23 protein-coding genes are annotated in these 23,811 nt (G+C 62.0%); 18 read left to right on the plus strand and 5 right to left on the minus strand.

The features are described 5' to 3' along the window. Positions 1-137: 137 nt before the first annotated feature. The 4 genes from ABF859_RS12230 to ABF859_RS12245 form a co-directional block, all read right to left on the minus strand. Positions 138-3,278 (minus strand): error-prone DNA polymerase, encoded by a 3,141-nt coding sequence (locus ABF859_RS12230; protein WP_346006375.1) that lies wholly within the window; start codon positions 3,276-3,278, stop codon positions 138-140. Between the two features lie 3 nt (positions 3,279-3,281). Continuing rightward, positions 3,282-3,515, minus strand: a complete 234-nt coding sequence (locus ABF859_RS12235) for a hypothetical protein (RefSeq protein WP_099213480.1) — start codon at positions 3,513-3,515, stop codon at positions 3,282-3,284. Beyond that, positions 3,515-4,870, minus strand: coding sequence for a DNA polymerase Y family protein (locus ABF859_RS12240; RefSeq protein WP_415528051.1), 1,356 nt, complete (start codon positions 4,868-4,870; stop codon positions 3,515-3,517). Before ABF859_RS12240 ends, ABF859_RS12235 begins: the two co-directional genes overlap by 1 nt. A gap of 218 nt (positions 4,871-5,088) precedes the next feature. Further along, entirely contained in the window at positions 5,089-5,880 is a 792-nt protein-coding gene (locus ABF859_RS12245; RefSeq protein WP_346006378.1) for a hypothetical protein, read from the minus strand. 260 nt (positions 5,881-6,140) lie between these two features. On the opposite strand from ABF859_RS12245, the gene ABF859_RS12250 reads away from it, so the two are divergent. The 7 genes from ABF859_RS12250 (at position 6,141) to ABF859_RS12280 (ending at position 14,608) form a co-directional block, all read left to right on the plus strand. Beyond that, a complete protein-coding gene (locus ABF859_RS12250; protein ID WP_211501608.1) occupies positions 6,141-6,803 on the plus strand; it encodes a ParA family protein in 663 nt (220 codons plus the stop codon). Beyond that, positions 6,800-7,153: a hypothetical protein gene (locus tag ABF859_RS12255; RefSeq protein ID WP_211501609.1), complete on the plus strand. Its 354-nt coding sequence runs from the start codon at positions 6,800-6,802 to the stop codon at positions 7,151-7,153. Before ABF859_RS12250 ends, ABF859_RS12255 begins: the two co-directional genes overlap by 4 nt. A 192-nt stretch (positions 7,154-7,345) precedes the next feature. Then, complete coding sequence (locus tag ABF859_RS12260; protein ID WP_346006379.1) at positions 7,346-7,504, plus strand: hypothetical protein; 159 nt, start codon at positions 7,346-7,348, stop codon at positions 7,502-7,504. Positions 7,505-7,558: 54 nt separating this feature from the next. Next, positions 7,559-7,936: a hypothetical protein gene (locus ABF859_RS12265; protein WP_253490369.1), complete on the plus strand. Its 378-nt coding sequence runs from the start codon at positions 7,559-7,561 to the stop codon at positions 7,934-7,936. Further along, complete coding sequence (locus ABF859_RS12270) at positions 7,933-8,904, plus strand: phosphoadenosine phosphosulfate reductase family protein (protein ID WP_346006380.1); 972 nt, start codon at positions 7,933-7,935, stop codon at positions 8,902-8,904. The genes ABF859_RS12265 and ABF859_RS12270 overlap by 4 nt, the downstream gene beginning before the upstream one ends. A 199-nt stretch (positions 8,905-9,103) precedes the next feature. Next, positions 9,104-9,364: a hypothetical protein gene (locus ABF859_RS12275; protein WP_194268069.1), complete on the plus strand. Its 261-nt coding sequence runs from the start codon at positions 9,104-9,106 to the stop codon at positions 9,362-9,364. A 114-nt stretch (positions 9,365-9,478) separates the two neighbouring features. Next, the gene (locus ABF859_RS12280; protein WP_415528052.1) at positions 9,479-14,608 is read left to right on the plus strand and encodes a DEAD/DEAH box helicase family protein; all 5,130 of its coding nucleotides are present in this window, start codon (positions 9,479-9,481) and stop codon (positions 14,606-14,608) included. Between the two features lie 107 nt (positions 14,609-14,715). Here ABF859_RS12280 and ABF859_RS12285 read toward each other — a convergent pair whose 3' ends face one another. Continuing rightward, positions 14,716-15,108 carry a hypothetical protein gene (locus ABF859_RS12285; RefSeq protein ID WP_415528053.1) on the minus strand — a complete coding sequence of 131 codons (393 nt, stop codon included), beginning with the start codon at positions 15,106-15,108 and terminating at the stop codon, positions 14,716-14,718. Between the two features lie 281 nt (positions 15,109-15,389). Between ABF859_RS12285 and ABF859_RS12290 the strand changes: the two genes are divergently transcribed. The 11 genes from ABF859_RS12290 (at position 15,390) to ABF859_RS12340 (ending at position 23,765) form a co-directional block, all read left to right on the plus strand. Next, the gene (locus ABF859_RS12290) at positions 15,390-17,258 is read left to right on the plus strand and encodes a ParB/RepB/Spo0J family partition protein (RefSeq protein WP_415528054.1); all 1,869 of its coding nucleotides are present in this window, start codon (positions 15,390-15,392) and stop codon (positions 17,256-17,258) included. A gap of 193 nt (positions 17,259-17,451) precedes the next feature. Then, positions 17,452-18,132 carry an LPD29 domain-containing protein gene (locus tag ABF859_RS12295; protein ID WP_202259041.1) on the plus strand — a complete coding sequence of 227 codons (681 nt, stop codon included), beginning with the start codon at positions 17,452-17,454 and terminating at the stop codon, positions 18,130-18,132. Positions 18,133-18,204: 72 nt separating this feature from the next. After that, complete coding sequence (locus ABF859_RS12300; RefSeq protein WP_415528055.1) at positions 18,205-18,612, plus strand: hypothetical protein; 408 nt, start codon at positions 18,205-18,207, stop codon at positions 18,610-18,612. Positions 18,613-18,807: 195 nt separating this feature from the next. After that, the gene (locus ABF859_RS12305) at positions 18,808-18,936 is read left to right on the plus strand and encodes a hypothetical protein (RefSeq protein WP_272929801.1); all 129 of its coding nucleotides are present in this window, start codon (positions 18,808-18,810) and stop codon (positions 18,934-18,936) included. 32 nt (positions 18,937-18,968) lie between these two features. Continuing rightward, on the plus strand, positions 18,969-19,319 hold the full coding sequence (locus tag ABF859_RS12310; RefSeq protein WP_415528056.1) for a hypothetical protein: 351 nt from the start codon (positions 18,969-18,971) through the stop codon (positions 19,317-19,319). Beyond that, positions 19,316-19,837, plus strand: coding sequence for a hypothetical protein (locus tag ABF859_RS12315; RefSeq protein WP_415528057.1), 522 nt, complete (start codon positions 19,316-19,318; stop codon positions 19,835-19,837). Before ABF859_RS12310 ends, ABF859_RS12315 begins: the two co-directional genes overlap by 4 nt. Before the next feature lie 26 nt (positions 19,838-19,863). Further along, a complete protein-coding gene (ssb, locus tag ABF859_RS12320) occupies positions 19,864-20,214 on the plus strand; it encodes a single-stranded DNA-binding protein (protein WP_346004507.1) in 351 nt (116 codons plus the stop codon). Between the two features lie 92 nt (positions 20,215-20,306). Next, complete coding sequence (locus ABF859_RS12325) at positions 20,307-20,528, plus strand: hypothetical protein (protein WP_077804160.1); 222 nt, start codon at positions 20,307-20,309, stop codon at positions 20,526-20,528. A 740-nt stretch (positions 20,529-21,268) separates the two neighbouring features. Beyond that, complete coding sequence (locus tag ABF859_RS12330; protein ID WP_415528058.1) at positions 21,269-22,249, plus strand: DUF3991 domain-containing protein; 981 nt, start codon at positions 21,269-21,271, stop codon at positions 22,247-22,249. Further along, a complete protein-coding gene (locus tag ABF859_RS12335; protein ID WP_099213708.1) occupies positions 22,246-22,917 on the plus strand; it encodes a hypothetical protein in 672 nt (223 codons plus the stop codon). Before ABF859_RS12330 ends, ABF859_RS12335 begins: the two co-directional genes overlap by 4 nt. Continuing rightward, positions 22,914-23,765: an ATP-dependent helicase gene (locus ABF859_RS12340; RefSeq protein ID WP_415528059.1), complete on the plus strand. Its 852-nt coding sequence runs from the start codon at positions 22,914-22,916 to the stop codon at positions 23,763-23,765. Before ABF859_RS12335 ends, ABF859_RS12340 begins: the two co-directional genes overlap by 4 nt. Positions 23,766-23,811 lie beyond the last annotated feature (46 nt).

A 23,811-nucleotide genomic window follows, 5' to 3' on the forward strand; every position in this document is an offset into this window, starting at 1 on the left:
TTCACGGCCGCTCGCGTCATGATGGACAGCCCTGCAGGCTGACCACAGGGCGCGGCTCTGCCCACAACGCCACAGGTTCAGCACCAACAACAATGTTTTCATTCTTAAAATAAAATCGGCCGATCCGGTGTTGTCCCCTACCGAAAGTCCCGTGCCTTCAACAGCTCCGATCCCTGAAGCAACGGCGTGCGGTCTTCCAGGCTGAGCACAACGACATGAATCACATCGCCTTCCTTCTGAAGCCTACCCTTGCAGGCCAGAAGACGGGACGCGAGAAGGGGGCGGCGGTATTTTTCCTGCAAATCCTTCCAGACAATCAGATTGGCCGTGCCGGTTTCGTCCTCGATCGTGACGAACATGGTGCCGTTTGCCGTCCCTGGCTTCTGCCGCATCAACACCAGTCCGGTGAGCTGGATCCGGCGTCCATCCCGTAGATACGGAAGATCCCCACAACGAACGCCCCCTTCTTTTCGCAGTCCCTCCCTCAGAAACGCGACGGGATGACCTGTCAGACTGAGGCCCGTGGCCCGGTAATCCTCATGCACCGACGCCCGCTCTGACATCTGCGGTAGGACAATGTCAGGCTCGATTACTTCCGGCAGTGGAAAGTTCCGCCCGCGATCCGCCGCTTCGAACAACGGCAGTGCCGTGTCCGCAAGCCCCTTGATCGACCAGAGAGCAGCACGGCGCATCTGACCAAACACTCGAAACGCATCCGCTTCCGCGAGACATTCCAGGGCCGAGACCGGCACATCCGCACGCCGCCAGACGTCATCAATACTCTCATAATCCGGCATTCGGGCCGCGATCAGGGCCGCCCCGTGTCCGTTCGCCAGCTCGCGCACCATCCTGAACCCCAGCCGGACCGCCGCGTACCGTCCGTTTCGGCCGCGCTCCAGGGTGCAATCCCATCGTGAAGCATTGATACAGATCGGCCGGATCTCGACGCCATGGCGTTGTGCGTCCTGAACAATCTGCGAGGGCGCATAAAACCCCATGGGCTGACTGTTCAGCAGGGCGGCACAGAACACATCCGGATGATGACATTTCATCCAGGCCGAGGCGTAAGCAATCAGTGCAAACGAAGCAGCGTGGCTTTCGGGAAAGCCGTAGCTGCCAAACCCTTCGAGCTGCGCGAAGGTCTGCTCTGCAAACTCCTGTTCATACCCGTTGGCCAGCATCCCGCTCACCAGTTTGTCCCGGAACGGCGACACCCCCCCGGTCATTTTGAACGTCGCCATCGCACGGCGGAGCTGATCCGCCTCGCCTGGCGTAAAGGCCGCGCAATGGATCGCCACCTGCATTGCCTGTTCCTGGAACAGCGGCACGCCCAAAGTTTTCCCAAGGATCCCGCGCAGGGTCTCGGACGGATAGGTGACAGGCTCCAGTTTCTCTCTCCTGCGGAGATAGGGATGAACCATATCTCCTTGGATTGGCCCGGGCCGGACAATCGCGACCTGTATCACCAGATCATAGAAAGTCCTGGGCTTCATGCGCGGCAGCATCGACATCTGCGCCCGGCTTTCAATCTGGAATGTCCCGAGCGTGTTGGCTTTCTGGATCATGCGATAGGTCTGCGGATCCTCGGCCGGGATCGAAGCCAAGTCCATGCGGGTCTGATACACGGTGTGCAGCAGCTCGAACCCGCGACGCAGACAGCCGAGCATTCCCAGACCCAGAACGTCCACCTTCATGAAGCGCAGCACGTCAATATCGTCTTTGTCCCAGACAATAATCTGACGTCCGTCCATGGCGGTCGGCAGCAGGGGAACAAGTTCGTCCAGGCGATCCTCGGTCAGCACAAATCCGCCCGGATGCGTCCCAAGCTGGCGCGGGAAGCCGAGAAGCTGGCGGGCGAGATGAAACGTCAGGCTGAGGCGTCTGTCCTTCAGGTTCAGGCCAAGGTTGGCAGCGCGCGCCTTGCACAGGTCCGGATCCGGCAAGGACGAGGCAATATGTTTGGAAAGCTGGCCGGTCAGATCCTCCGGCAGGCCCAGCACCTTGCCGACCTCGCGCAACGCCCCTTTGGGCTGATAGCGCTGCACGGTTGCACACAGGGCCGCGCGATGACGACCATAATGCCGGTAGATCCACTGGATAACTTCCTCTCGGCGGTCACTCTCGAAATCGACGTCGATATCGGGCGGTTCCTGCCGTTCGGCCGAGATGAACCGCTCGAACAGCAGGCCCGAGCGAACCGGATCAATACTCGTGATGCCCAAAACATAGCAGACGGCCGAGTTCGCGGCAGATCCCCGTCCCTGACAGACAATCCCAAGCGAGCGGGCATGACGCACGATCGTGTTTACGGTCAGGAAGTACGGTGCGTAGGACAGAGAGCCGATCAGCCTCAGCTCGTGGGCAATCTGCGTCTCGACCTCAGGCGGCGCCCCGGCCGGGTAGCGACGCGGCAGTGCAGCCTGGACCAGGCGTGTCAGGGTCTCCTGTGCGCTTTCGCCCGTCCTCTCGGTTTCGGTCGGATACTGATACGTCAGGTCATCGAGACTGAAGGCGCAGGCCTCGGCAATCCGCCGCGTGTTGGCCAGAGCGTCCGGAAAGGCGGCGAACAGGCGGGCCTGCTCTTCCGGGGCTTTCAGATGACGATCGGCGTGGATATGACGGCGGTTGCCGAGAGCATCGATCGTGCAGCCTTCCCGGATGGCTGTGACCACGTCCTGAAGGACGTGCCGGCGCGCATCGTGGTAAAGAACGTCTCCCGTCACAATGCAGGCCAGTCCCTGGACTTTGCAGAGAGCCGCAAGCGCGTGAAGCCGCGCCCGATCTCTCGGCTGCCGGAGCATCGTCAGCGCGAGAAACCGGGTTCCTTTTTCGTTTGCCCTGTGTCCGGGCAGATCCAGCAGGCTCTGAACGTGCCCGGGAAGCGCTGCCAGATCCTCGGGAGGTAACAGGATCAGGGCGAGGTCCGGGGCCGCGGCGACGAGATCCTCCCAGCCCAGAAGGAAAACATCCCGTTCGCCCCGGTGATGACCAAGCGTCAAAAGCTGGCAGAGACCTGCCCAGCCCGCCCGGTTGCGGGGATAGGCCAGGAGCGCGCTGCCATCGCGTAGAGCCAGACGGCATCCGGGCAGAAGACGAAGACCGGCCTCACGCGCCGCCAGATGAGCGCGGATCACCCCGGCTACAGTGTTCCAGTCGGTCAGACCGATCGTGTCATAGCCCAGGGATTTCGCCTGGAAAACCAGCTCATCCGGCTGGCTGCCCGAGCGCAGGAATGAAAACGAAGACGTGACCTGCAATTCGACGTAAGGCGCCCTCATGGCCTAGCGGCGGTGGGGATGGGGATGTCGGCTGCTGTCAGGCGCGTTGCTGGTCGGCGCGCGCATGACCACGAAGCCCGAGCGTTCCAGATAGGCGACAAGCCGTTCGGCCACCAGACGGGCCATCAGCTCGGCGGCGTCATGCGTCCGCCTGCGTCCGTCATAGCACAACGCGTGCATCAGGACTTCGGCCACGTCCGAAGTGCTGGCCGGGATCAGGTCATCGCGGGGGTCCATTAGAACATCCCCTGTAGAAACCAGTCACCTGAACCGGACCAGCCGTGACTTCCGTCGCCTTTGCGAAACAGCCACAGGCGCAGGCCGGTCGTGGTCTCGACCTGCCAGTAATCGCGGATCGCGCCGTAGGCTTCAGCCGTGTGCCACCACTCGCCAAGCAGACGTTCAGGGCCATCGGCTGCAGCAATGCGATGCGTCTGACGTTTCAGGACGAACTGGCGGGGCGCACCGTCCGGAAGCAGGGCAGTCACCTGCACCCGGACGGGCAGATCGAACAAAGTGTTCGGCCGCGCCCAGAGCATCTGGCCCGCGAAAGGCGGTTTTGCCATGTCGCCTGGAGAAACGCGAGCCTGCCCGTCTTCCGGCCAGGCGGAAAACCGGGGCGCGAGCTGGTGAACCGAAACAACGCCCGGACGATTCAGTAACCGGTCGATCAGAGAGGCCGGGAGGCCCGTTTCAGAGGATCCTGCTTCGTCTGGCAAGACAGACCGCTCGGGCCCGGCTTCCAGCGGTTCGTTCGCGCTCACGGTCAGGATGACGGTTTCAATTCCAAACTCTGGCGCGATCTGCGGGATCTGGTCCTTCAGCAGGCGCGTCAGACGCGTGATGTCAGCCGTGGGATCGGACGTCCCCACGCGGACGGCCTGGATGGATCCGTCCACGCGAACACAGAGAAAGTCGAGCTGCCGTGCCCCCTCCCCGCGTGCCATCAGCCTTTCGCAAACAACCGGCACAAGGGCTGCAATCACTGTAGCAATGGCCTCCGGCGTGCTGATCGGCTCGACCAGAGAGCGGGTCAGGGAGATCCGGTCCACAGGTTGAAACACGCTGAGCGGGCGGACCTGCCGTCCCAGAGCCTCATCGAGACAGGTCAGAAGCTCTGCCCCAAAACGCTTGGCTAGAGGTGCGCGCGGGAGGTCCGCCAGCGCGCCGATCGTGTTTAGTCCGAGACGGCTAAGGCGGGATAGCGTCTGTTCCGGCAAAGGAAGCGCTGAACAGGGCAACGGCTGCAGCGCCTGTTTCTGCTGACCGGGAGGCACGAGACAGATCCGGTCGATCGCCGAGCGGGCCAGGGCGCGTGAGGCAGCGGCCGTATCGCTCAGCGCCACGGAGCAGGAATGCCCCCTCGCCTTCAGGCGTTCCCTGACGAGATCCAGCATGGCCGTCTCACCCCCGTAAAGATGGGCGCATCCGGTGGTATCGCTGTAGAGGCTGTCCGGAGCATCGAACGCGGGCAGCGGCGACAGCCAGATCAACCATGAGCACAGATTGGTCAGCGCGACCCTCTGTGCCTCGGCGTCCTCTTCTGCGGTCAGAAGATCCGGAACCAGGGAGCGGGCCTGTGCCAGCGGCATTCCGGGTGTGCGGGCCGCGGGGCGGGGCCGCCGGCGGGCCCCCCGGGGCGGGGGGGGGGGTTTTGGGCCCGCGGGGGCCACGCGCGGCCGGGGGGGGGGGGAGGGGTGCGGGGGGGCCCCAACCACCCCCCCCCCGGGGGGGGCCGGGGCCCCGCGCCTGGCGGGGGGCCCGCCCGGGGCCCCCCCCCCCGGCACGCACACCAGTGACGGTGTGGCGGTTATGTGCCAGCGCGTGCACAACGAGCGGCCTGTCGGGCGGGAAGTCTTCCGGGCGGGAGAGCTGAAGGCGCTCGGTGCGCCAGAAGGGCATCCAGAGAGCGAGAAAGCGGCGCATGATCGGTGCAGTTGAGGATCCAGTGAGCAGGGCGGCCTCCCCTCACCCGCAGCAGCGCGGCAGAAAGGCGTCGGGAACCGGGAAGCGGCATGGCCAGTCCCGGAAAAAATCGTGGCGCTGAGGGATGAGAGAGGATCCGCCAGCGCGTGGCGCACGCGCAGGGATCTTTCCCGGGAGCGCGTGTGAGGGGGGCCGAACGCAGGAAGAAGCCCGTGTTGCCACTCGCCTCTACGGCCAGATTGAGGCGACGGATTTCTTTGAGGGTTGGGACGTGGCTTCCTGCGATCACGGCCAATGCGCGTTCTGGTCCGCGCAACACGTCTTCTGCGACAGCGAGCAGGCTGGCCGGGTCCGTTTCAATGCAGACCAGATGGTCCAGTGGAACACCGGACTGATGCAGCCCGCAGGCGTTCAGTTCGGCAGGTGTGTCGCTGATCCAGAAGACCGGCCCCCTGCCCTCTTTCAGGATGGGCAGCAGCATGGCGAGACTGGCCCCCGTCTCCAGAGGATCGGAGATCAGAAAGTCATGCAGGCTACCCGTTTTGAGGCCACCGCCGAGATGGTCATCGACGGCAGAATGCCCGGTAGGCAGCGTGTCAGTATGGGAATGAGGAAGGCTTCGACGCTCCAGGCGTCGGACCTGCTCGCGCAGTCGCGCCACGGCGTCCGTTGTCATCTTTGTTCTCCTTAATGAGAACATAAAGAGAACAAAGGGGCGCGCGAAGCAACCTAAATTTTGATGGCAGAAATGAAGGTAGTTAGAGATATTTTTATAAGCCTCTGAAAAACCTGAAAAATATTTAACAAGCAATTCTACGCCTGTACATGTGTATATGTACATGTACGCCATAACATGTAATAATTGACATGTAACAAACAACATGTCATTCACTACATGTAACTTTGTAAATGCTGGTTCTGTCGTGAGGTATTTCTATGGCTGTTTTATCTATAGCTTCGGCTAAGGGCGGATGTGGGAAGACCACCTTGTCGATCATTCTGTCGACTGCCCTTGCTCAAAAGGGGTACAAGGTCCGCCTTCTAGACTGTGACTTAAATCAGCACGCTAGCGAGTTTGGGGCGAAAAATGGGATGCAGGATCTCACCGTCAGGCCGTCCATAGACGAGCATAACATCTTGGCTGAGGTAAGAACGGCGGAGAGCGAGAGTGACCTGACGATCATAGATCTGCCTGGTGGATCATCTACTCTAGCCTTGAAGGCTTTGCAGCGTTCCAATTTCGTGCTTGTGCCATGCCAGGCCAGCCTTCCCGATGTGCGCGACGCGTTCAAAACTATCGCGCAGATTGACGATGCAGAGGATCTGGCACGAAGCGCTATTCCTCGCGCTCTTATCTGGAGCCGGGTGCTACCTGGATTTGAATCGAGAGCAGCAAAACACGTTCGGGAGAGTGTTGAGCAGCAAAACGTACCAGTCTTTAAAGCTGCAATGCTGGAAAGAGCTGCTTTCAGAGAAATGCACATCACCGGAACGAGCCCGGTTGAAAACGCAGGTGCATCTCCGGCGGCCCAGAATGTAGAGGCTATAGCAGAGGAGCTTCTTGAGAAGCTATCAGCTCTTGCGGAGAGTGCCAGATGACAAAAACGCCTCTGCCCCCCATCACCGATGCGCTGATGGCTCGTCCCGCTAAACGACCTAATCTACGTGATCTCAAAGCCCCGCAGAGTGTCGAAGACCGCAACGTCTCAGAAAACAGTCGTGCATTGGGGACAAAATGGGGCGCCCAGACATCATTAGATGATCCCGATCCCGCGATGACATCCTTGCGGATGGTTATCCCAGAGTATGTTGACCGACAGCTATCGCTAAAAGCTGCGGAAGCCAAAGTCACAAAGCAATATCTCGTTTTGAAGGCCCTCGCTGAAGTTGGGTACGAAGTGAGGGAAACCGATCTGGTCGAAGACAAGCGTAAAAGGCGACGACGCTGAGTTTCTAAACTATAGGTACATGTTAAAAATTACATGTACCTATATACGATTGAAGGCTCGTGAGTGATTTCTGTCACGCGGCGAATACTACCCGGGAGCGCGTGAGCGACTGTGAGGATGGCCGAGAACGTATGTATTTAATTACATGTGCTTATGTACATGTAATTAAATACATGTAACTAAAAACATCAAATGAGAAGAAACAAGGAAGGGGGAAAGGGCTGGCTGGAAGCCGCCCAGCCCGCAACAGGTGGGTCAACGCGTGTCCTCGCCATGCTCGCCGGCTACGCCGTCTGCGCGTGGCTGCGGGCCGCGTTGATCCTGCCGCTGCGCGGCACTGTTGCAGTCTGAACAGCCCCCAGCCGGACGCGACGATGTTCAAAAACCAGAAATGGATCGAGCATCATGCGCCGTCATTACCTTCCTTACGTCCCAACACCACGCGGTCGGCCGCCCATGCGGTGGACCGATACACAGGAGCCCGTCTCCTGCCGCAAATGCAATGAGCACTGGGCTGGCGGTGATCCGGCCCTGACAATCCCGTGTACGGGCTGCAACGCGCCGGCGCATGAGCCCTGCCGTCGCAGTGCGGGGGGCAATGAGCGGGTGTGTGCGTGCCGGGATGAGGCGGCAACCCAGCTTGGACTCCTCTCACGCTGCGAGGGCCTGAGCTGGGACAACCGGCACGTCAAGCCGCTTCTCCTGCGGGATGCTCCGATCGCCAGTGCCCTGATGTGCCGCTCTGTCCGGACAGGTGCCCCGGTCAGCAGGTTCGTGTCATGACGCCGGATCTGACGTCGTATGACAGTATCATCGTGGCCATCTCGGGCGGCAAGGACGGCCTCGCCTGCCTTTTTGCCCTCCTTGAAGCCGGTGCCCCGGAGGACCGCCTGGAACTGTGGCACCACGAGGTGGACGGGCAGGGGCCGTCCTTCATGGACTGGCCCTCCACCTCGCCCTATGTGAGCGCGCTGGCGCGGGACTTCGGCCTGCCGCTCTATCGCTCCTGGCGCGAGGGCGGCTTCGAGCGGGAGATGCTCCGCAAGGACGCACCGACAGCCCCTGTTCTTTTCGAAAGCCCTGAGGGTCTGATCCGCGCAGGCGGGCAGGGGCCGAACGGGACGCGCCTGCGCTTTCCCCAGGTCTCCGCCAGCCTGACGACCCGATGGTGCTCCAGCGTCACCAAGATTGACGTCGCCGATCGCTCCCTACGCGGCCAGGACCGCTTCCTGAACCGCCGCACCCTGTTCGTAACGGGCGAGCGTGCCGAAGAAAGCCCAAACCGTGCCCGCTATGCCGCCTTTGAGCCGCACCGCACGGATACGCGGCATGGCACGCGACGTCGCCGTCATGTCGATCACTGGCGGCCCGTCCACCAGTGGAGCGAGGCGCAGGTCTGGGACAGCCTGAAACGCTGGAAGGTGATGCCGGCGCTGCCCTACCGCATCGGCTTCTCCAGACTGTCCTGTGCCACCTGTATTTTTGGCGATGCGCGGCAGTTTGCAACGATCCGCTGGCTCGATCCGGCCCGCTTTGAACGCCTCGTGCAGTACGAGCAGCAGTTTGGCTGCACGATCAAGCGCACCGTGTCGCTGGAGCAGCTCGCCGAGCAGGGCAGGCCGTATGCCGCCGCCGTGGCAGCGCCCGAGCTGGCCCGCGCGTGCCTCTCGGCGCGTCCGATCCCGACTGTCTTCACACCAGCCTGGGAGACCCCGGCCGGAGCGTTCGGGCAGGGCGGGGGGCCAACCTGAAAAAAAAGAAGAAAAAACAGAAGGTTGAAAAAAGAAGAAGAGGGGAGGGGGGCAGCACAGGCCAGCCCGCCCTGCAAGAGGTGGGTCCGTCCGTGTCCTCGCTGCGCTGCGGGCCGGGCGGTCCCGACGCTGTGCGTCGCTCTGGCAGGCCGCACTGTCCTGCGCTCGCCGGAGAGGGTCAGGAAAGGAAATAAAGACAATGTCAGACACCCTCGAACGCCCCGCACAGGCGCACGCCTTCGATCTGAAACAGGCCCACGAAGAGGGCTGGACGATCCTCGAAGGCTGCGGACCCGACAATGACGAGACGCATCTGGTGGGTCTGCATTGCAGCGATCCTCAGGCCTGGTGGCGCGTGGCGCGGAAGGCAGGCGAGGGTTCCACCTACCACCGTGAGGCGCTGGCCCGCCTCTCCGAGAACGAGCGCGAGCAGATCCGCCTGCGCTTTGGTCCCCTCTGACCCCGCGCTGATCCGGGAGGCCTGACGCCTCTCTCCCCGAACTGATCCTGTTTTCCGGCCCCCCGGTCTGCCTCCGCGCAGCACCGGGCGCTGCCGCTTGTCCGGAGTTTTTCCATGTCCATGTCCCAACTGAGCTTTTTCGATACCTCAGCACTCGGCGGCAGCCAGTCCAATCTTTACTGGGGTGATCTTCCCGGAGACCGCGCCCTTGAGGAAGCCGCCGCTGCGGTTCGACAGGCGACACAGGCCCCTGCTCCGATCCCTGCCGTCCTGCCGAAGGTGGATTTCGTCCTGAGCGGAACGCGTGGCCTCGCCCAGGGCTGGAAAGAGCGTGCCCGCGACAATCTGGCAGCGATCCGCCTTCTGGCCACGCTGGAAGCAGAAGACCGCAACGCCAGCGCTGACGAGCAGGCCGTGCTCGCCCGCTTTACGGGGTTCGGGGCCGGAGAGCTGGCCAACAGCCTGTTTCCGCGTGCCGGAGAGACCTTCCGGTCCGGGTGGGAAGAGATCGGCAGCCAGCTTGAAGCCCTGACCAGCCAGCAGGAGCGAGCGGGTCTGGCACGGGCCACGCAGTACGCCCACTACACGCCCGAACTGATCGTTCATGCGATGTGGGATCTGGTGGCCCAGATGGGGTTCCGGGGCGGCCGTGCGCTGGAACCGGGCTGTGGCACCGGGCTTTTCATGGCGAGCGTGCCCCCGAAGCTCGCTCCGAAAACCGCCTGGACCGCGATCGAGAACGACCCGCTGACAGCCCGCATCACGCGCAAGCTGTTTCCGAACCAGTGGGTCCGCGCTGAAGATTTTACGACAGCCAAGCTGGCGGAACGCTACGATCTGGTGATCGGCAACCCGCCGTTCAGCAACCGTACGGTCCGGGGCACGGACGAGCTGGGACGCCTTGGCCTGTCCCTGCATGATTATTTCATCGCCCGGTCCATCTCCCGTCTGCGTCCCGGAGCCGTGGCGATGTTCGTGACGTCGCGGTGGACGATGGACAAGTCCGATGCCGGCGCGCGGCGCACGATCTTCGAGACGGCCGATTTCGTGGGTGGCGCACGTCTGCCAGCCGGGGCCATGCGCGACGATGCCGGAACGGATGTCGTGGTGGACGTGCTCGTGTTCCGCCGTCGCGCACCGGGAGAGGATGCAGGCGATGCGACATGGCTGGACGTGGCGGCGCTGGAGGACACCGATCAGGGCGAAGGCCCGCTGCGGATCAACCGCTATTTCGCGGAGAACGGCCAGCAGGTTCTCGGTCGGCACGACTGGACGAGCGGTCAGTTCGGCCCGGAATACACCTGCAAGGCCAACCCGCTCCAGATGCTGGACGAGGCCCTGCCGCTCGCCCTCGGCCGTCTTTCTTCGCTGGCCCGCTTCCCGGCCCCGCAGACGCTCGATGTTGCGACGGTGCAGCACAATCATGCCGCCGAGGTCGGAACAGCCGCAGACGGTGCCCTGCTGAAAGAGGGCAGTTATCTGCTGCACAAAGGCGTGCTGCACCAGATCATCGACGGCGAAACCGTGCTGGTGAAGGTGAAGAAAGGCGAGCAGAAGGAAGGAATCTTTCAGAAGCACGCGGCCATCATCAAGGGTCTGATTCCTGTGAGGGACGCGGCCCGTCTGGTGCTGCGCGCCCAGGTGGAGAACCTGCCCTACAGTGCCCATCAGGCGGATCTCAAGCGCGCGTATCAGGCGTTCAGCCGTCAGTTCGGGCCGATCAACCTGACGAACACCACGACACGGGTGGATGAAGAGACGGGAGAGGAGAAATCCACACAGCGCCGCCCGAACCTTCAGCCGTTCTATGACGATCCGGATGTGTGGCTGGTCAGCTCGATCGAGGAGTATGACGAGAAGAGCCAGACCGGCCGTCCGGGACCGATCTTCAGTGAGCGCGTCATCCAGGCCCCGTCCGAGCCCGAGGTTCACGGCGCCCATGACGCGCTTGCGGTTTCCCTGCATGAAACGGGTGGCGTGGACGTCGAGCGCATGGCGGAGCTTCTGGGCCGCCCCGGTGATGAGGTGCTCGCCGAACTCGGATCCTCGGTCTATCTCGACCCGATCCGCAGCACAGGCGGCCGTGAGGTCTGGGTGACGGCAGACGAAGCCCTGTCAGGCGCGGTCCGCACCAAGCTGGCGCAGGCCCGGGAGGCTGCCGAGCGCGACCGACGCTATCTGCGCAACGTCGCCGCCCTTGAAGAGGTGCAGCCCGAAGACCTGTGCCCGTCCGACATTACGGCCCGTCTGGGAGCCCCATGGATCCCGGTGCCGGATGTTGAGGCCTTTGTTGCAGAGGTCATGGGGGTTCGCACGACCATTCACCACACGCTGGAGGTGGCGACCTGGAGCGTGGACAAGAGCGGGTTTTCCGGCAAGGCCGAGGCCACCTCGGTCTGGGGGACGCAGCGCCGTCATGCCGGGGATCTGCTGGACGATGCGCTCAATCAGGCCAGCCCGAAAATCTGGGACACCTGGCGCGACGAAAATGGCGAACACCGTGAGCTGAACACGAAGGAGACCGAGGCGGCCAAGGAGAAGCTGGCCGCAATCAAGACCGCGTTCGAGACATGGGTCTGGCAGGACACCGACCGCGCCGAGCGTCTGGTGCGGCTGTATAACGATGCGTTCAACAACCTTGTCCCGCGCACGTTCGACGGCTCTCACCTGAAGCTGCCGGGAGCCAGCACGGCGATCAGCCTGCGCGACCATCAGAAGCGGGTGATCTGGCGGATCATCGCCAAGGGCAGCACCTACATGGCTCATGCGGTGGGGTCCGGAAAGACGTTCTCGATGTGCGCGGCCGTGATGGAACAAAAGCGCCTCGGCCTGATTTCCAAGGGCATGATCGTGGTGCCCGGACACTGCCTTGCGCAGATGGCGCGTGAGTTCATGATGCTCTACCCGAACGCCCAGATCCTCGTGGCGGACGAGACGAACTTCGTGAAGGACAAGCGCCAGCGGTTCCTGGCCCGGGCGGCCACAGGCAACTGGGACGCCATTGTCATCACCCATGATGCCTTCAAGTTCGTGCCAGTCGAGAGCGCCTTTGAGCAGGAGATGGTCGAGGACCAGATCGCGTCCTATGAAAGCCTTCTGGAGAATGTGAGCCGCGATGACCGACTGTCGCGCAAGCGCATCGAGCGCCTGAAGGAGGGAATGGAAGCCAAGCTGAAGGCCCTGTCCAGCCGCAAGGATGACATGGTGCATCTTGGCGAGATCGGGGTGGACCAGATCCTCGTGGACGAGGCGCAGCAGTTCCGCAAACTGTCTTTCGGCACGAACCAGTCCGATCTGAAGGGGATCGACCCGAACGGCAGCCAGCGCGCCTGGGATCTGTTCGTGAAAACGCGCTACCTCGCCAAGCGTAATCCCGAGCGCGTGCTGGTGATGGCGTCAGGCTCGCCGATTACCAACACCTTGGGCGAGATGTTCTCGATCCAGCGGTTCATGGACCTGCCAGCCCTTGTCGAGCGTGGCCTGCACGAGTTCGACGCCTGGGCCGCAAGTTTTGGCGAGACCCGCACGGAACTGGAGCTTCAGCCGAGCGGTCTTTACAAGCCTGTCACGCGGTTCTCCGAGTTCGTGAATGTTGCCGACCTGATGGCGATGTATCGCGACTTTGCCGACGTGGTGCAGCAGGACGACCTGCGACGCTACGTCAAACTGCCAGAGGTGGCGGGCGGCAGACGTGAGATTGTCGTGGCCGATAGCGGGGACGCCTTCCGCGAGTATCAGAAGACGCTTGCCGAGCGGATCAAGACGATTGAAGAGCGCACGGGCAAGCCCCAGAAGGGTGACGACATCCTGCTGTCCGTCATCACTGACGCCCGGCACGCTGCCATCGACCTGCGTTTCGTGAGGAACTGGGCGGATAATGACAACAGCAACAAGCTGAACGTCATGATCCGCAAGGTCTTCCAGATCTGGCAGGACACGTCCGCCAATCGCTACACCGACCCTGAGACGGGACGGGAGTACGAGCTGCCGGGTGCCACGCAGATGATCTTCTCGGATCTGGGCACGGAATCCGCCCTGGAGACACGCGGGTTCTCGGCTTATCGCTGGATCCGCGACGAACTGATCCGCATGGGCGTGCCGCGCGACGAGATCGCCTTCATGCAGCACTACAAGAAGAGCACGGCCAAGCAGGCGCTCTTCCGCGACATGAACTCCGGGCGCAAGCGCATCCTGATCGGATCGTCCGCGACCATGGGAACGGGGGTGAACGCGCAGCAGCGCCTGATTGCCCTGCATCATCTCGATGTGCCCTGGCTGGTCTCGGACATCATCCAGCGCGAGGGCCGGATCGAACGGCAGGGCAATCAGAACCCGGTGATCCAGCTTTACGCCTACGCCCTGAAAGGATCGGTGGATGCGACGAACTGGCAGATGCTGGAGCGCAAGCAGAAGTTCATCTGCCTTGCCATGTCCGGAGACCGGACGATCCGCCGTCTGGAGGATGTGGGGGCGGAGGCCAACCAGTTCGCCATGGCGAAGGCGCTTGCGTCGGGTGATGAACGCCTGATGCAGAAGGCCGGACTGGAGGCCGAGCTGGCCCGCCTGGAGCGATTGCAGGCCGCGCATCACGACGATCAGTATAACGTCCGCCGTGCCATCGACCGTGCCGAGCGTGACCGTGAGACGGCGCAGGCCGTGATCCCGCGTCTTCAGAACGACATCGCACGGCGCGAGCCGACGCGCGGTGAAGCGTTCCGGCTGGTGTGCAAGGACCGGGAGATGACCGAGCGTGAGAAGGCCGGTCAGTGGCTTCTCTCGCAGGCCCGCCTTGCGGCGAAGTCCGGGGAGAAAGGCAAGTGGACCCTTGGCACGGTCGGCGGCTTCGAGATCCTGTGCGAGACCTGGCGCACCCGCTTTGACGGGGAGGAGACGTGGGACGCAACCCTCGGCCTTGTGCTGGACGGGCGGATCCTCGGCATGGACTTCGACCGCGAGACAAGCCCGGTCGGGCTGGTCAGCCGCATCGAGAACGCGCTGTTGCGGTTCGAGGCGGAACTGGCGGACGCGCGCCGTCAGGTGGAGGAAGCAGAGCGCAAGCTCCCCGGATACCGCGCCCGTGTGGGGCTGGCGTTTCCGGAGGCGGCGCTGTTGCAGGAGAAGCGCGAGGCCATGGCGGCCCTTGAAGCAGATCTCGCAGCCGATACGGAGCGCCGCGAGGAGGCGGAAAAGGCTGAAGCAAAGGCCGCGCTGGAAGATCAGGCCGTCATCGTAGAGACCGCCTGATCCTGCCCTCGCTGTGTCCGAAATGGACACAGCGAGGGCGAGGAGTAGAGTATTGAGTTTGTACCAGTGCGGGAATTATTCGCAGCTTTCTAAATCAAGTGTAAAAGTTAGACTACCTTCATTTCTGAACGATCGAAATACTCATTGACGGCCGACGGTTCGTCGATAATTCGAGCGAAGTTAAGATCTGCTTCGGTGACAACTAAATTAGTTGCAGACTCCGGTAAGGGAAGAACTGCTCTTCCGCCATCAACGCTTACAAGCATTTTTCTTACCAGAATGGACGCTCCGTAGAGTACGTCATAGTGCGTCTTGTATGCACTTTTGTCGGCAAATCGCTTTGTCCACACTTCAGGAAACTCGCGTCTTTCGTCTTCCTCAACACGCTTGATATTGAGAAGTAGATCGCACTTGAATGTGAATGTTCCGAGAGTCTCGTCAATAACCCAATCAGAACGAGACGATGTGGATAAAATTTCCATTGCTTCATCATAATTCATTGTATTCGGTCCCCTTAAATATCGGTGATCTATCAAGGTAGGTGTGTTCCGAGATGAATACAATCCGAAGAACTATTCTGATTAGTAACGGTGCTCGTGTGGAAGCGCGAATGACATGAGGAGCAATCCGAGGATTGTAAAAGGAAAAAGAGGAAAGGCGGGGCTGTCACGAACCAGCCAGCCGCGCAAGGCTCAGGCCGGGCGCGCTTCGCGCGGCCTTGCGCGGCTGGCTGGCCCGTGACGCGGGAGGGACATCTGAAAAATTATAGAAAGAGCGTCCCATGGCCGAGCTTCGCCGTGTCGATCCGAAAACCCTTGTGCCCAATCCGAACAATCCGCGTTCTTCCATCGGAAGTCTGGAGGAACTGCGCAAACTCGCCCTGAATATCAAGGCGATTGGCATCCTCCATCCCCCGGCCGTCCGGGAACTGGAGGACGGACGCCTGATGATCGTGGCAGGCCACCGTCGGACGGAAGGCGCCATCTATGCCGGTCTAACCGAGATCGACGTGTATGTTGGCGATCAGAGCGAAGACCTCGATGCCCTGGCTGCCGTCAGCGAGAACTTCGTTCGTCTGGACATGACGGAGCCGGAACAGTGGCACAGCGTCACCCGCCTGCGTGAGCAGCTTGGCTATACAGATCCGCAGGTCTGTGCCGCCCTGATGGTCACGCCGAGCTATCTCAAGCGTCTCAGTCTGCTGGCGAAGCTGCACCCGCCTATTCTTGATGCCATCGCCCTCGGCCGAGGCCCTGACGAGCGGCAGCGCAAAATTATCGCGCAGGCCTCACTGGACGAGCAGCGCAACGCGTGGGCGGAAATGTTTTCCGAAAGCGTCGAAGACGACGAGGATCCGGCCGAGTACCGGGTAAAGGCCGAAGATCCGGAAGACACCGTGGCCTGGGGCGCGCTTGCCCGGAACCTCGAACAGAAGGAATGGTACGCCCGCAACGCCCGGTTCGGCGACGATCTTGCCCGCAAGCATAACATCGTCTGGATGGAGGATCTGTTTGCCGAAGCCGATACAGACAGCCGCTATACGCTCGATGCTACGGCTTACGCGGCCGCACAGCAGGACTGGCTGGACAATGAGCGGCCCGAAAACTCCATTGTCCTGACCTCGGACGAATACGGATATGCCCGCGCGCCGGAGGGCTTCATCACCATGGGCACCTGGATGGCGACACAGGAGGGTGAGGTCATCGGTTATGGCCTCAATCCCCGAACCCTGAAGATCGTGGAAGAACGCTGCCGTCCTTACAGCGCCGCGAAGGTTAACCACTCGGGCGGCTCTGCCACGCCAGAGGCCCCGAGAGAGCGACCGGACGTCTCCGGGACCGGCCACAAGATGATCGGCGAGATCCGCACCGTCGCTTTGCGTGAGGCGCTTGGTGAGGTGTCCGAGACAGCCGACCCATGGGATCTGATCGCTGCTCTTCTGCTGGCGCTGGAAGCCGAGAACGTCCGGGTGCATGGCGATGCCAGCGGAAACAACTGGTCAGAACCAACCGCGCGCACGCTCGCGATGGCTGACCTCTTTCCCGAAGGCAGCCTTGTCCGTGACGAAAAGCTGATCCGCCGCCATGCCGTCACCGTCCTGCAAAGCATCCTGAACTGCGATGTGTCGATGCACAGCGGCAGCGGTCTGCCCGCGCAGCTCGTGGGCGTTCTGTTCGGTGCCGACCAGAAGATGCCGAGCATGGCCTTTGAGGCGTTCCTCAAATGCTACAGCAAGCCGGGCATCACCAAAGCCGTGCAGGCCGAAGGACTTGCCCCGCAGAATACGGGCAAGGAGATGCGTGCGGCCCTGATGAACCATGTCGGGGAAGGCCACTGGTTGCCCGAGGTCGCGTCGTTTGCGCAGGCGCAGGACGTCTGGACGCAGAAGCAGAAGAAAAAACAGGCGAAGATCCGGGAGCTGGAAAGCGTGATGAACGATGAGGACCTGGAGGAGATGCCTGAAGATGATTTCGAGGAAGCAGCCGATGATGAGGCCGACCTTTCAAGCGGCCCTGTCGTGTCGGTGACGGAGTCTGCCTCCGAAGAGCCTTTCCCTCCCGAAACGCCCGAGACCGCGCCCGAGCAGACGGCGCACAATGAGGCCATGCAGTTCATGCGTGACCATCTCGAAATCGTGCTCGCGGCCTGAAGCCGGGAGAGGGAAAAGAAAAGAAAAGGAAAGGGGGGGAGGGGCGCTGCCATCGCGCTCCGTCCGGGTCAAAAGGTGGCTCCTCACCGGCTTCGCCGCCTCCGGTGCCGGCGCACGCGCCGCTTTTGACCCGGCCGTCCCGCGCTGACGCTGGAGAAGACATCACGAAAATCCAAAGGAAAAGGATCAGACGATGTTCGTCCCCTCTCTCGTTCCCGTTCAGGTCGGCACCCGCGTTTACACCCATCTCTACAGCCGGGGAGCCGGGATCGTCATGGCCGTTTACGGCGAGGCCAGCCCGACCACCGTGCGGTCCCTGTCGCGTGGCGGGGCCATCGTGTCGGGCGGGAGCGCGTCCTATGACATTGTCTTTGCCTGTGGCTCGATCTCCCGTCGTCTGCCCGAGGCCATTCTGCGCGGTGTCCAATGGCGGATCGACGCCGACAAGGGACTGGCCAGTCCCGAGGAGATTGCCTTTCTCCGCACTCATGCCGAAGAGGTTGAGGCCGAGAAGGTCGCGGCTGAGGCGCGCGCCAAAGCGGAACATGCCGCCGAGGTCGCAGCGCTCCGCGTCAATCCGGACTATGCCCATCTGGAGCAGGGCGATGACAGCAGCGGCACGCTGGCCGCCAAAAACATCCGCCGAATGCTGAAGAAGGCTTTCCCGAAGGTCAAGTTTTCCGTCCGCAAACGCGACTACGGCAGTGTGACCGTGCAGACCGAGGAGGATCTGGACGAGACGGCGACCGAAACCCTCCAGGCCATCACCTCGCGGTTCAAGTCCGGATATTACGACTGGCAGTCCGACTGCCACCTGACGAGTAACAGCCCCTGGCAGGACGTGTTCGGCAGCTCCGAATTTGTGAGCGACTGAGCCTTTTCTTTTTTCGTCCGCCCTTCAAGGCCGCCCGTTCCGGGGCGGCCTTTTTCATTTCTGGAGCCCGACATGCCTGTTTTTATTGTGACGCTCAGCGAGCGCCAGCTTCTCTCCGACCGCGTCAATTTTCAGGTCGAGGCCGAGACCGCCGAGGCAGCCGGTCAGCTCGTGCTGGACGCGACGGCCGACGAGGCGAATGAGAGCGGGCTGCGCCCTGTTCACCTGCCGGACGGTCAGAAGACCGTTCTCGAACCTGACGACGTGGACGGAAACGAAGTCTCGGTGTCCGTTCGCCCGGTCGATCAGCCGGACGCTGTGGCCACGCAGATCGGTGCGTGCTGGCATCTGGATCTCTCCGCCCCTGAAGCGCGCCGCCTTCTGCCTGTTCTGACCGGGGCCATCGTGGACGAGGACGATCCTGTGACGCGCGCGCTCTGTGCCCGTCTGGCGCGACAGGTCGCCAACCTCGCGCAGTAGGAGACGGGAAAAGAAAAAGGGGGAAGGGGAAAAAGGGAGGGCAGGCACCACACCGGAGCCTGTCTGGCAAAGGGTGGGTCGGCCGTGTCCTCGCTGCGCTGCGGGTCGTCCGATCCCGCTGCGTTGCAGCGCCTTTGCCAGCCAGTCCCCGCTGCGGTCGCCGGAAAGGGTCATGGAAGAAAAAAGGAGAATGACATGGCCGACATTTCCGATCTGCGTCCCCGCAACCGCACAGAATGGCTCGAACTGGCCGAGTTCGTGGCAGGCATCGTGCTCTTCGCAATCTTCATCGTTCTGGTGGTGGTGCTCCCCTCCTTCCTTTGAGACCCCCGAGATCAGGCGCTGTGGAGATCACCATGCCGACATACACGCTCGCCGCAATTCCTGCGGCCTCTCACGGGAGCTTAATCTCCTGTTCATCTCCGGCCCGTTACAAAAAGACGCGGATCGAGGTGGCTGACCTTGCAGGGATCCGGGCAGCCGTTGCCGAGTACGGCACGCGCCTGCACGATGATTACCCGGAGGCCTCCTTCCTTGTGTCTGTTACACCCGAGCGCGTGGGCGATCATCCCGAAGGGTTCAGCGAGGCCCGCTGGACAGGATCCCTCGGCACCGAACACTGGATCAGGGTCATCCCTGAAGACACACCGTTCAAAGCCTACCTTACTCAGGTCGAGGCGATGCTCGCCCATGAGGTGCGCTCATGAACGGGCCGGAACCAGCGTCCCTCGCGTGTCCCGCGCTGCGACGGCCGCCGATCCAGCCTCAGGGCCTCACCGCAACGCAGTTCAGCGACGCGGCCGAGAAGGCGAAGATCGGAAACGCGCTGCTGTCATTCATCGCACGCGGGTTTCCGCAGAGCGCCTGGAACCGCACGCTCTACAATCGCCTGAGCCAGATGTTCGGGCATATCGCCCATTACGACATCCACGGCTTCTGGGGCGCGCAGTTCTCCACGACACAGGCACGTCTGGGCTTCCTGCGCGGCATCGTCCTGTACGGCTGTTATGGCGATCCCGCCTGGACCTGGTCGGACGTCGAACGCGACATTCGCAACCGCCTCATCGGCAGCGGCCTGATCGAGGCCTACACGCGCGCCCTTGCCGCAGAGCAGGAGGCACGCGACCGGGCCGATCTGGCGCGTCTGGCGGACCGCTTCCGGATCGCCCTGCCAGCCACACATCAGTCTCCCCCTGCCGCGCCCGTGCAGGCCGAGCTTTTCTGACACGGGCAAGCGAAAAGGACAGAACAATGGCTCAGACCTTCAGCCTTGCCATCGTCATTGGCAACCTTGGTGCCGATCCGGAGATCCGCACCGGGCAGGACGGACACCGTGTGGCCCTCTTCCGTCTGGCAACCGACAGCCAGCGCACCGACACAACGACGGGTCGCCGCGTCCCGCAGACCGTGTGGCACAGGGTCGTCTGCCACAATGACTTTCTGACCGATCTTCTCGAACAACGCGCCCGCAAGGGCCAGCTCGTGTTCGTGCGCGGCTCTTACGAAGTCCGCGCCCGCACGGATCAGGGGCCGCCCGAGCCCGAGATCGTGGTGAGTGCGCAGGACGGGGATGTGAAGATCCTCTTCGATCCCGGACGCTGACCCCCTCTCTCTTTGAAACCCACATGCAAACCGGCCCTGGAGCCGGTCTTTTTATACCTGCTTCCTGACGGAGGCGGGTCTCAGGAGGCTTTATGTTCTATTCCACACCCGCACCCCTCACAGTTCCCCGCAGTCAGGCGCGCGCCCTGAGCGCCCGCCTGATGGCAGAGGCCGTCTTTCTCGAAGACAGGGATCAGTCCGTCATGCTGCCATCGCGGCTGACGGCCGGTTTCCGCCGCAAGGCCGCGACGCTGCGCCGCCGCTCGCAGGAGAAGCTCCTGGACAGCCTCGATCGTCCGGAAGGTGTGGCATGAGGACGGCGACGGTGGACCGCCGCGCGTATTCACGCCGTTTCTGGGAAGGAAAAACGCGGTTCTCACAGGCCGTGAGACGCACACTGGCGGAGCTGGAGCGACAGAAAGGGCAGACGAAAGAGGAAGACGGGATGGCCGACACAGGGTCTTCGAAAAAAAACTGAGGCAGAGGGCGTTAGTCGCAGATGGCACGGGCAGACTGGGGACACTTCTTGAAGGATCCGTTCATGCCGAACCATCAGACGTTGCCGCTTCAACCACCCCTTGCGGGGTGGCACGGAGCTGTGTTCCGACCTCGCCGTCATGCGATCAGTGTGACAGTCACGGTCCGAGGGTCTCAAGACAACCCTTCGGGCTCCAGACCGCGTCTTTCGTCAAAAGAGGGCCGCGTTCATCGCAGGACGTTGTCCCGCGCTGCCCGCAACCCGCTTTTGCCGATCCGCAGTCTTCCGGTCCTGACACCCTCGGCCCGCAACTGTCGTGTTCCTGGCAGGACGGGACGAGAAAAACGTCTCCACACATCTCCTTTCAGCGGCAACACCGGGGGCTGCGCTGCCCCCGAAACCCCCGCAGGACGAACAAGAAAAACTGGTTTTTGTCGTTCTGGACGCAAGAACTATTTCACTCAATCAAGTAAATATATTCCGCGTTATTCTGTTGTATTCATTGGATATTATCGCGGTAATTTACTATACTTTTCACAGATCGAAAGTAACGGACGTTCGGGAGGATATTCCGCCATGGCTTACCAGAACACGCCCCAGCAGATGAACGACGAACTCCAGAAGTTTCGTGACGAGATCAGTTGCATCGTTGTTCTGGAGCAGGCCGGTTACAGGTTCGTCCGCTCCGAAAGTTCCGCCCGTCACATGCGCTTTCGTCGCGTGAAAGGCGAGAGCATCATCGTGACCCACGGTGGCAAGGGCTGGTGGGATCCGCACAATTCGTCTTCGATCGTCAAAGGCTCGGTCATCGACCTGGTCCGCTTTCTCAATCCCGGGATGTCCCTTGGCAACGCGCGCGTGGAACTCCGTGGAATGCTGGGCCTTACGCCGAGCGGGGCCGAGTACGTCGCAGAGCCGAAAGAGCGCAAACCCGCACGCGATCCGAACTATATGTGGAAGAACCGTCAGGCTCCCCAGCCGGGGTCGGCTGCCTGGACCTATCTGACCCGCGACCGGGCTTTGCCGGAACGCATTCTTCATCTCGCGAACCAGCAGGGTCTCCTGCGGGAAGGTATGAAGGGCACGGCCTGGTTCGCCCATCACAACAATGCGGGCGAGCTGACGGGCATGGAAATGCGCGGGCCGGAATATCGCGGCTTCTCCTCGGGCGGCGGTGGCAAAATGCTCTTTCGGATGAGGGCTGGCGAAAAAGGAGTGAAGCCCGTCCGTCTGGTCATCGGTGAGTCCGCCATCGACGTGCTGTCCTATGCGGCCATGGATCCGTTCTTCGCAGACCCCAGCCTGTACGTCTCGACCGGAGGCGGCATGAGCCCTGAAGCGATGGAGGAGTTCCGTGCTCTTCTTGGCACGATTGAGGCTGGTGGCCGCGTCATGATCGTCGTGGACGGCGATGCCCAGGGCGACCGGTACGAAGAGATCTATGCGCCCATGATCCGCGAAGCCGGACTCAAGCCCCTGCGGTACTCACCCAAAGGCGAAGACAAGGACTGGAACGCTGTTCTGCAGCGCCGCGCCCGTCAGGACGTGGCGGCATGAAGCAGAGCAAATCCCGTCTGAGCTGGCAGGCCGTCACACTGATCCTGTGGCGGCAGGACGCAGAGGCCATCAGGGTTTGGAAGAGAACTGGTCTGAGAACCTCGGCCCCCGAAGTCTTCTGTGAGGCGCACACGCCCGAAGGACTGGTGCAGGGGGTCGTCATCGGCGGTGATCGCCTGAACGACGCCTGGGACCGCGACGGCGAGCTGATCGTCTTCACCCGAAAATCGACGATCGTCCGTCTGAACGGACCTGAACTCCCAACGCTCACCCTGTCAGCCTGCCCCAAGGCTTTTGAGGACGTCATGATGTATAACGACACCCGATCCACGGCCCGCCAGCATATCGACCATATCGTTATCAAGACCGGCCTGACCTTTAATATGCTGGGCCATGAAAAGGCCTCGGCGATCTGGATGGATCATGCGCGCCGTCTCGGCTGTACGGATCCTGAAGCGCCTGAAATGCCGGTTCCGCATCAGCTTGTGTGGCTGGGTAGCGGCCTGAACCGCGCGCTGGCTCTCGTGATTGCCGGACGATGGGATGGTCCCCATGAGGGCTTTAACCTCTATCATCCGCTGACCCTCTTTACCGACAGCAACAATATCGTTCCCGTCGAGGATCCCGTGGCGTCTGAAGTCTATCCCGTCGAGCAGGTGCCCGCATGACCTCTTATCCGCAGACCCTCGCTCCGGTTCTGGAGCCACTGACCCCTGTGCAGCGTGAGGCCGCCATGGCGCTTGGCCGGGTTCTCGTGCTGGCCGGAGCCGGAACGGGAAAGACCAAGACCCTGACGGCCGGTGTGGCGTGCCGGATCCAGATGTATGGGATGCGGCCGTCCCAGATCCTGTGCGTGACCTTCACCAACAAGGCCGCGCAGGAAATGCGTGAGCGCATCACGAGCGTCCTGGGCGAGGGACAGGCTCCGTTCTGGCTTGGTACGTTTCATGGCCTCGGCGCGCGACAGCTTCGGGCCGAGCCCGAGGTGGCACAGTTACACCCCGGTTTCGATATCCGCGACGCGGACGATGCGACAGCGCTGATCCGCCGTCTCATGAAGGCCATGGACCCCGACACTGTGCCCGAACCGGACACAGGCAAGAAGTGTGACGTCCGGCAGGTCAAGAAGATGGGCGAGCGGATCGGGCACATGAAAGAAAACCTCGTGACGCCTGAGGCCGCACCGGCCTGGGTGCGCGGGCTGATCGAGCGCCGCCGTGCCGCCCGACAGATGGTCGATGTCGAAGGTTGGGAGTTCGCCGTTCGTCTGTACCAGATCTATCAGGCGACCCTGCGCGAGCAGAATGCCGCCGATTTTTCCGATCTGCTGATGTGGCCAACGCTTGCGCTGATGAACGACCGATCCTATCGTGATAGGTGGTCGCAGCGCTTCACATCCGTAATGGCCGATGAGTTTCAGGACGTGAACCGTGCACAGATGCTGTGGCTCACCTATATGTCTGAATACTCACGAGAACTCTTTGCCGTAGGCGATGATTCGCAGTCAATTTTATAAGTTAATTGGAATGCATTGATTTAGAGTGATGCCGTAGCAGCAAGAA

It is taken from the genome of Gluconobacter sp., assembly GCF_047722525.1.
In the GTDB taxonomy this organism is placed as follows: domain Bacteria; phylum Pseudomonadota; class Alphaproteobacteria; order Acetobacterales; family Acetobacteraceae; genus Gluconobacter.

Excerpts from the sequence above, each read along its gene's own strand:
- ABF859_RS12240 (WP_415528051.1), bottom strand. The coding sequence starts at position 4,870 with ATGCCGCTGGCACAGGCCCGCTCCCTGGTTCCGGATCTTCTGACCGCA.
- ABF859_RS12260 (WP_346006379.1), top strand. The coding sequence starts at position 7,346 with ATGAGAAGAAACAAGGAAGGGGGAAAGGGCTGGCTGGAAGCCGCCCAG.
- ABF859_RS12230 (WP_346006375.1), bottom strand. The coding sequence starts at position 3,278 with ATGAGGGCGCCTTACGTCGAATTGCAGGTCACGTCTTCGTTTTCATTC.
- ABF859_RS12300 (WP_415528055.1), top strand. The coding sequence starts at position 18,205 with ATGCCTGTTTTTATTGTGACGCTCAGCGAGCGCCAGCTTCTCTCCGAC.
- ABF859_RS12340 (WP_415528059.1), top strand. The coding sequence starts at position 22,914 with ATGACCTCTTATCCGCAGACCCTCGCTCCGGTTCTGGAGCCACTGACC.
- ABF859_RS12310 (WP_415528056.1), top strand. The coding sequence starts at position 18,969 with ATGCCGACATACACGCTCGCCGCAATTCCTGCGGCCTCTCACGGGAGC.
- ABF859_RS12290 (WP_415528054.1), top strand. The coding sequence starts at position 15,390 with ATGGCCGAGCTTCGCCGTGTCGATCCGAAAACCCTTGTGCCCAATCCG.
- ABF859_RS12305 (WP_272929801.1), top strand. The coding sequence starts at position 18,808 with ATGGCCGACATTTCCGATCTGCGTCCCCGCAACCGCACAGAATGGCTC.
- ABF859_RS12265 (WP_253490369.1), top strand. The coding sequence starts at position 7,559 with ATGCGCCGTCATTACCTTCCTTACGTCCCAACACCACGCGGTCGGCCG.
- ABF859_RS12235 (WP_099213480.1), bottom strand. The coding sequence starts at position 3,515 with ATGGACCCCCGCGATGACCTGATCCCGGCCAGCACTTCGGACGTGGCC.
- ABF859_RS12285 (WP_415528053.1), bottom strand. The coding sequence starts at position 15,108 with ATGAATTATGATGAAGCAATGGAAATTTTATCCACATCGTCTCGTTCT.
- ABF859_RS12335 (WP_099213708.1), top strand. The coding sequence starts at position 22,246 with ATGAAGCAGAGCAAATCCCGTCTGAGCTGGCAGGCCGTCACACTGATC.
- ABF859_RS12245 (WP_346006378.1), bottom strand. The coding sequence starts at position 5,880 with ATGACAACGGACGCCGTGGCGCGACTGCGCGAGCAGGTCCGACGCCTG.
- ABF859_RS12295 (WP_202259041.1), top strand. The coding sequence starts at position 17,452 with ATGTTCGTCCCCTCTCTCGTTCCCGTTCAGGTCGGCACCCGCGTTTAC.
- ABF859_RS12255 (WP_211501609.1), top strand. The coding sequence starts at position 6,800 with ATGACAAAAACGCCTCTGCCCCCCATCACCGATGCGCTGATGGCTCGT.
- ABF859_RS12280 (WP_415528052.1), top strand. The coding sequence starts at position 9,479 with ATGTCCATGTCCCAACTGAGCTTTTTCGATACCTCAGCACTCGGCGGC.
- ABF859_RS12250 (WP_211501608.1), top strand. The coding sequence starts at position 6,141 with ATGGCTGTTTTATCTATAGCTTCGGCTAAGGGCGGATGTGGGAAGACC.
- ABF859_RS12270 (WP_346006380.1), top strand. The coding sequence starts at position 7,933 with ATGACGCCGGATCTGACGTCGTATGACAGTATCATCGTGGCCATCTCG.
- ABF859_RS12315 (WP_415528057.1), top strand. The coding sequence starts at position 19,316 with ATGAACGGGCCGGAACCAGCGTCCCTCGCGTGTCCCGCGCTGCGACGG.
- ABF859_RS12275 (WP_194268069.1), top strand. The coding sequence starts at position 9,104 with ATGTCAGACACCCTCGAACGCCCCGCACAGGCGCACGCCTTCGATCTG.
- ABF859_RS12325 (WP_077804160.1), top strand. The coding sequence starts at position 20,307 with ATGTTCTATTCCACACCCGCACCCCTCACAGTTCCCCGCAGTCAGGCG.
- ABF859_RS12330 (WP_415528058.1), top strand. The coding sequence starts at position 21,269 with ATGGCTTACCAGAACACGCCCCAGCAGATGAACGACGAACTCCAGAAG.
- ssb (WP_346004507.1), top strand. The coding sequence starts at position 19,864 with ATGGCTCAGACCTTCAGCCTTGCCATCGTCATTGGCAACCTTGGTGCC.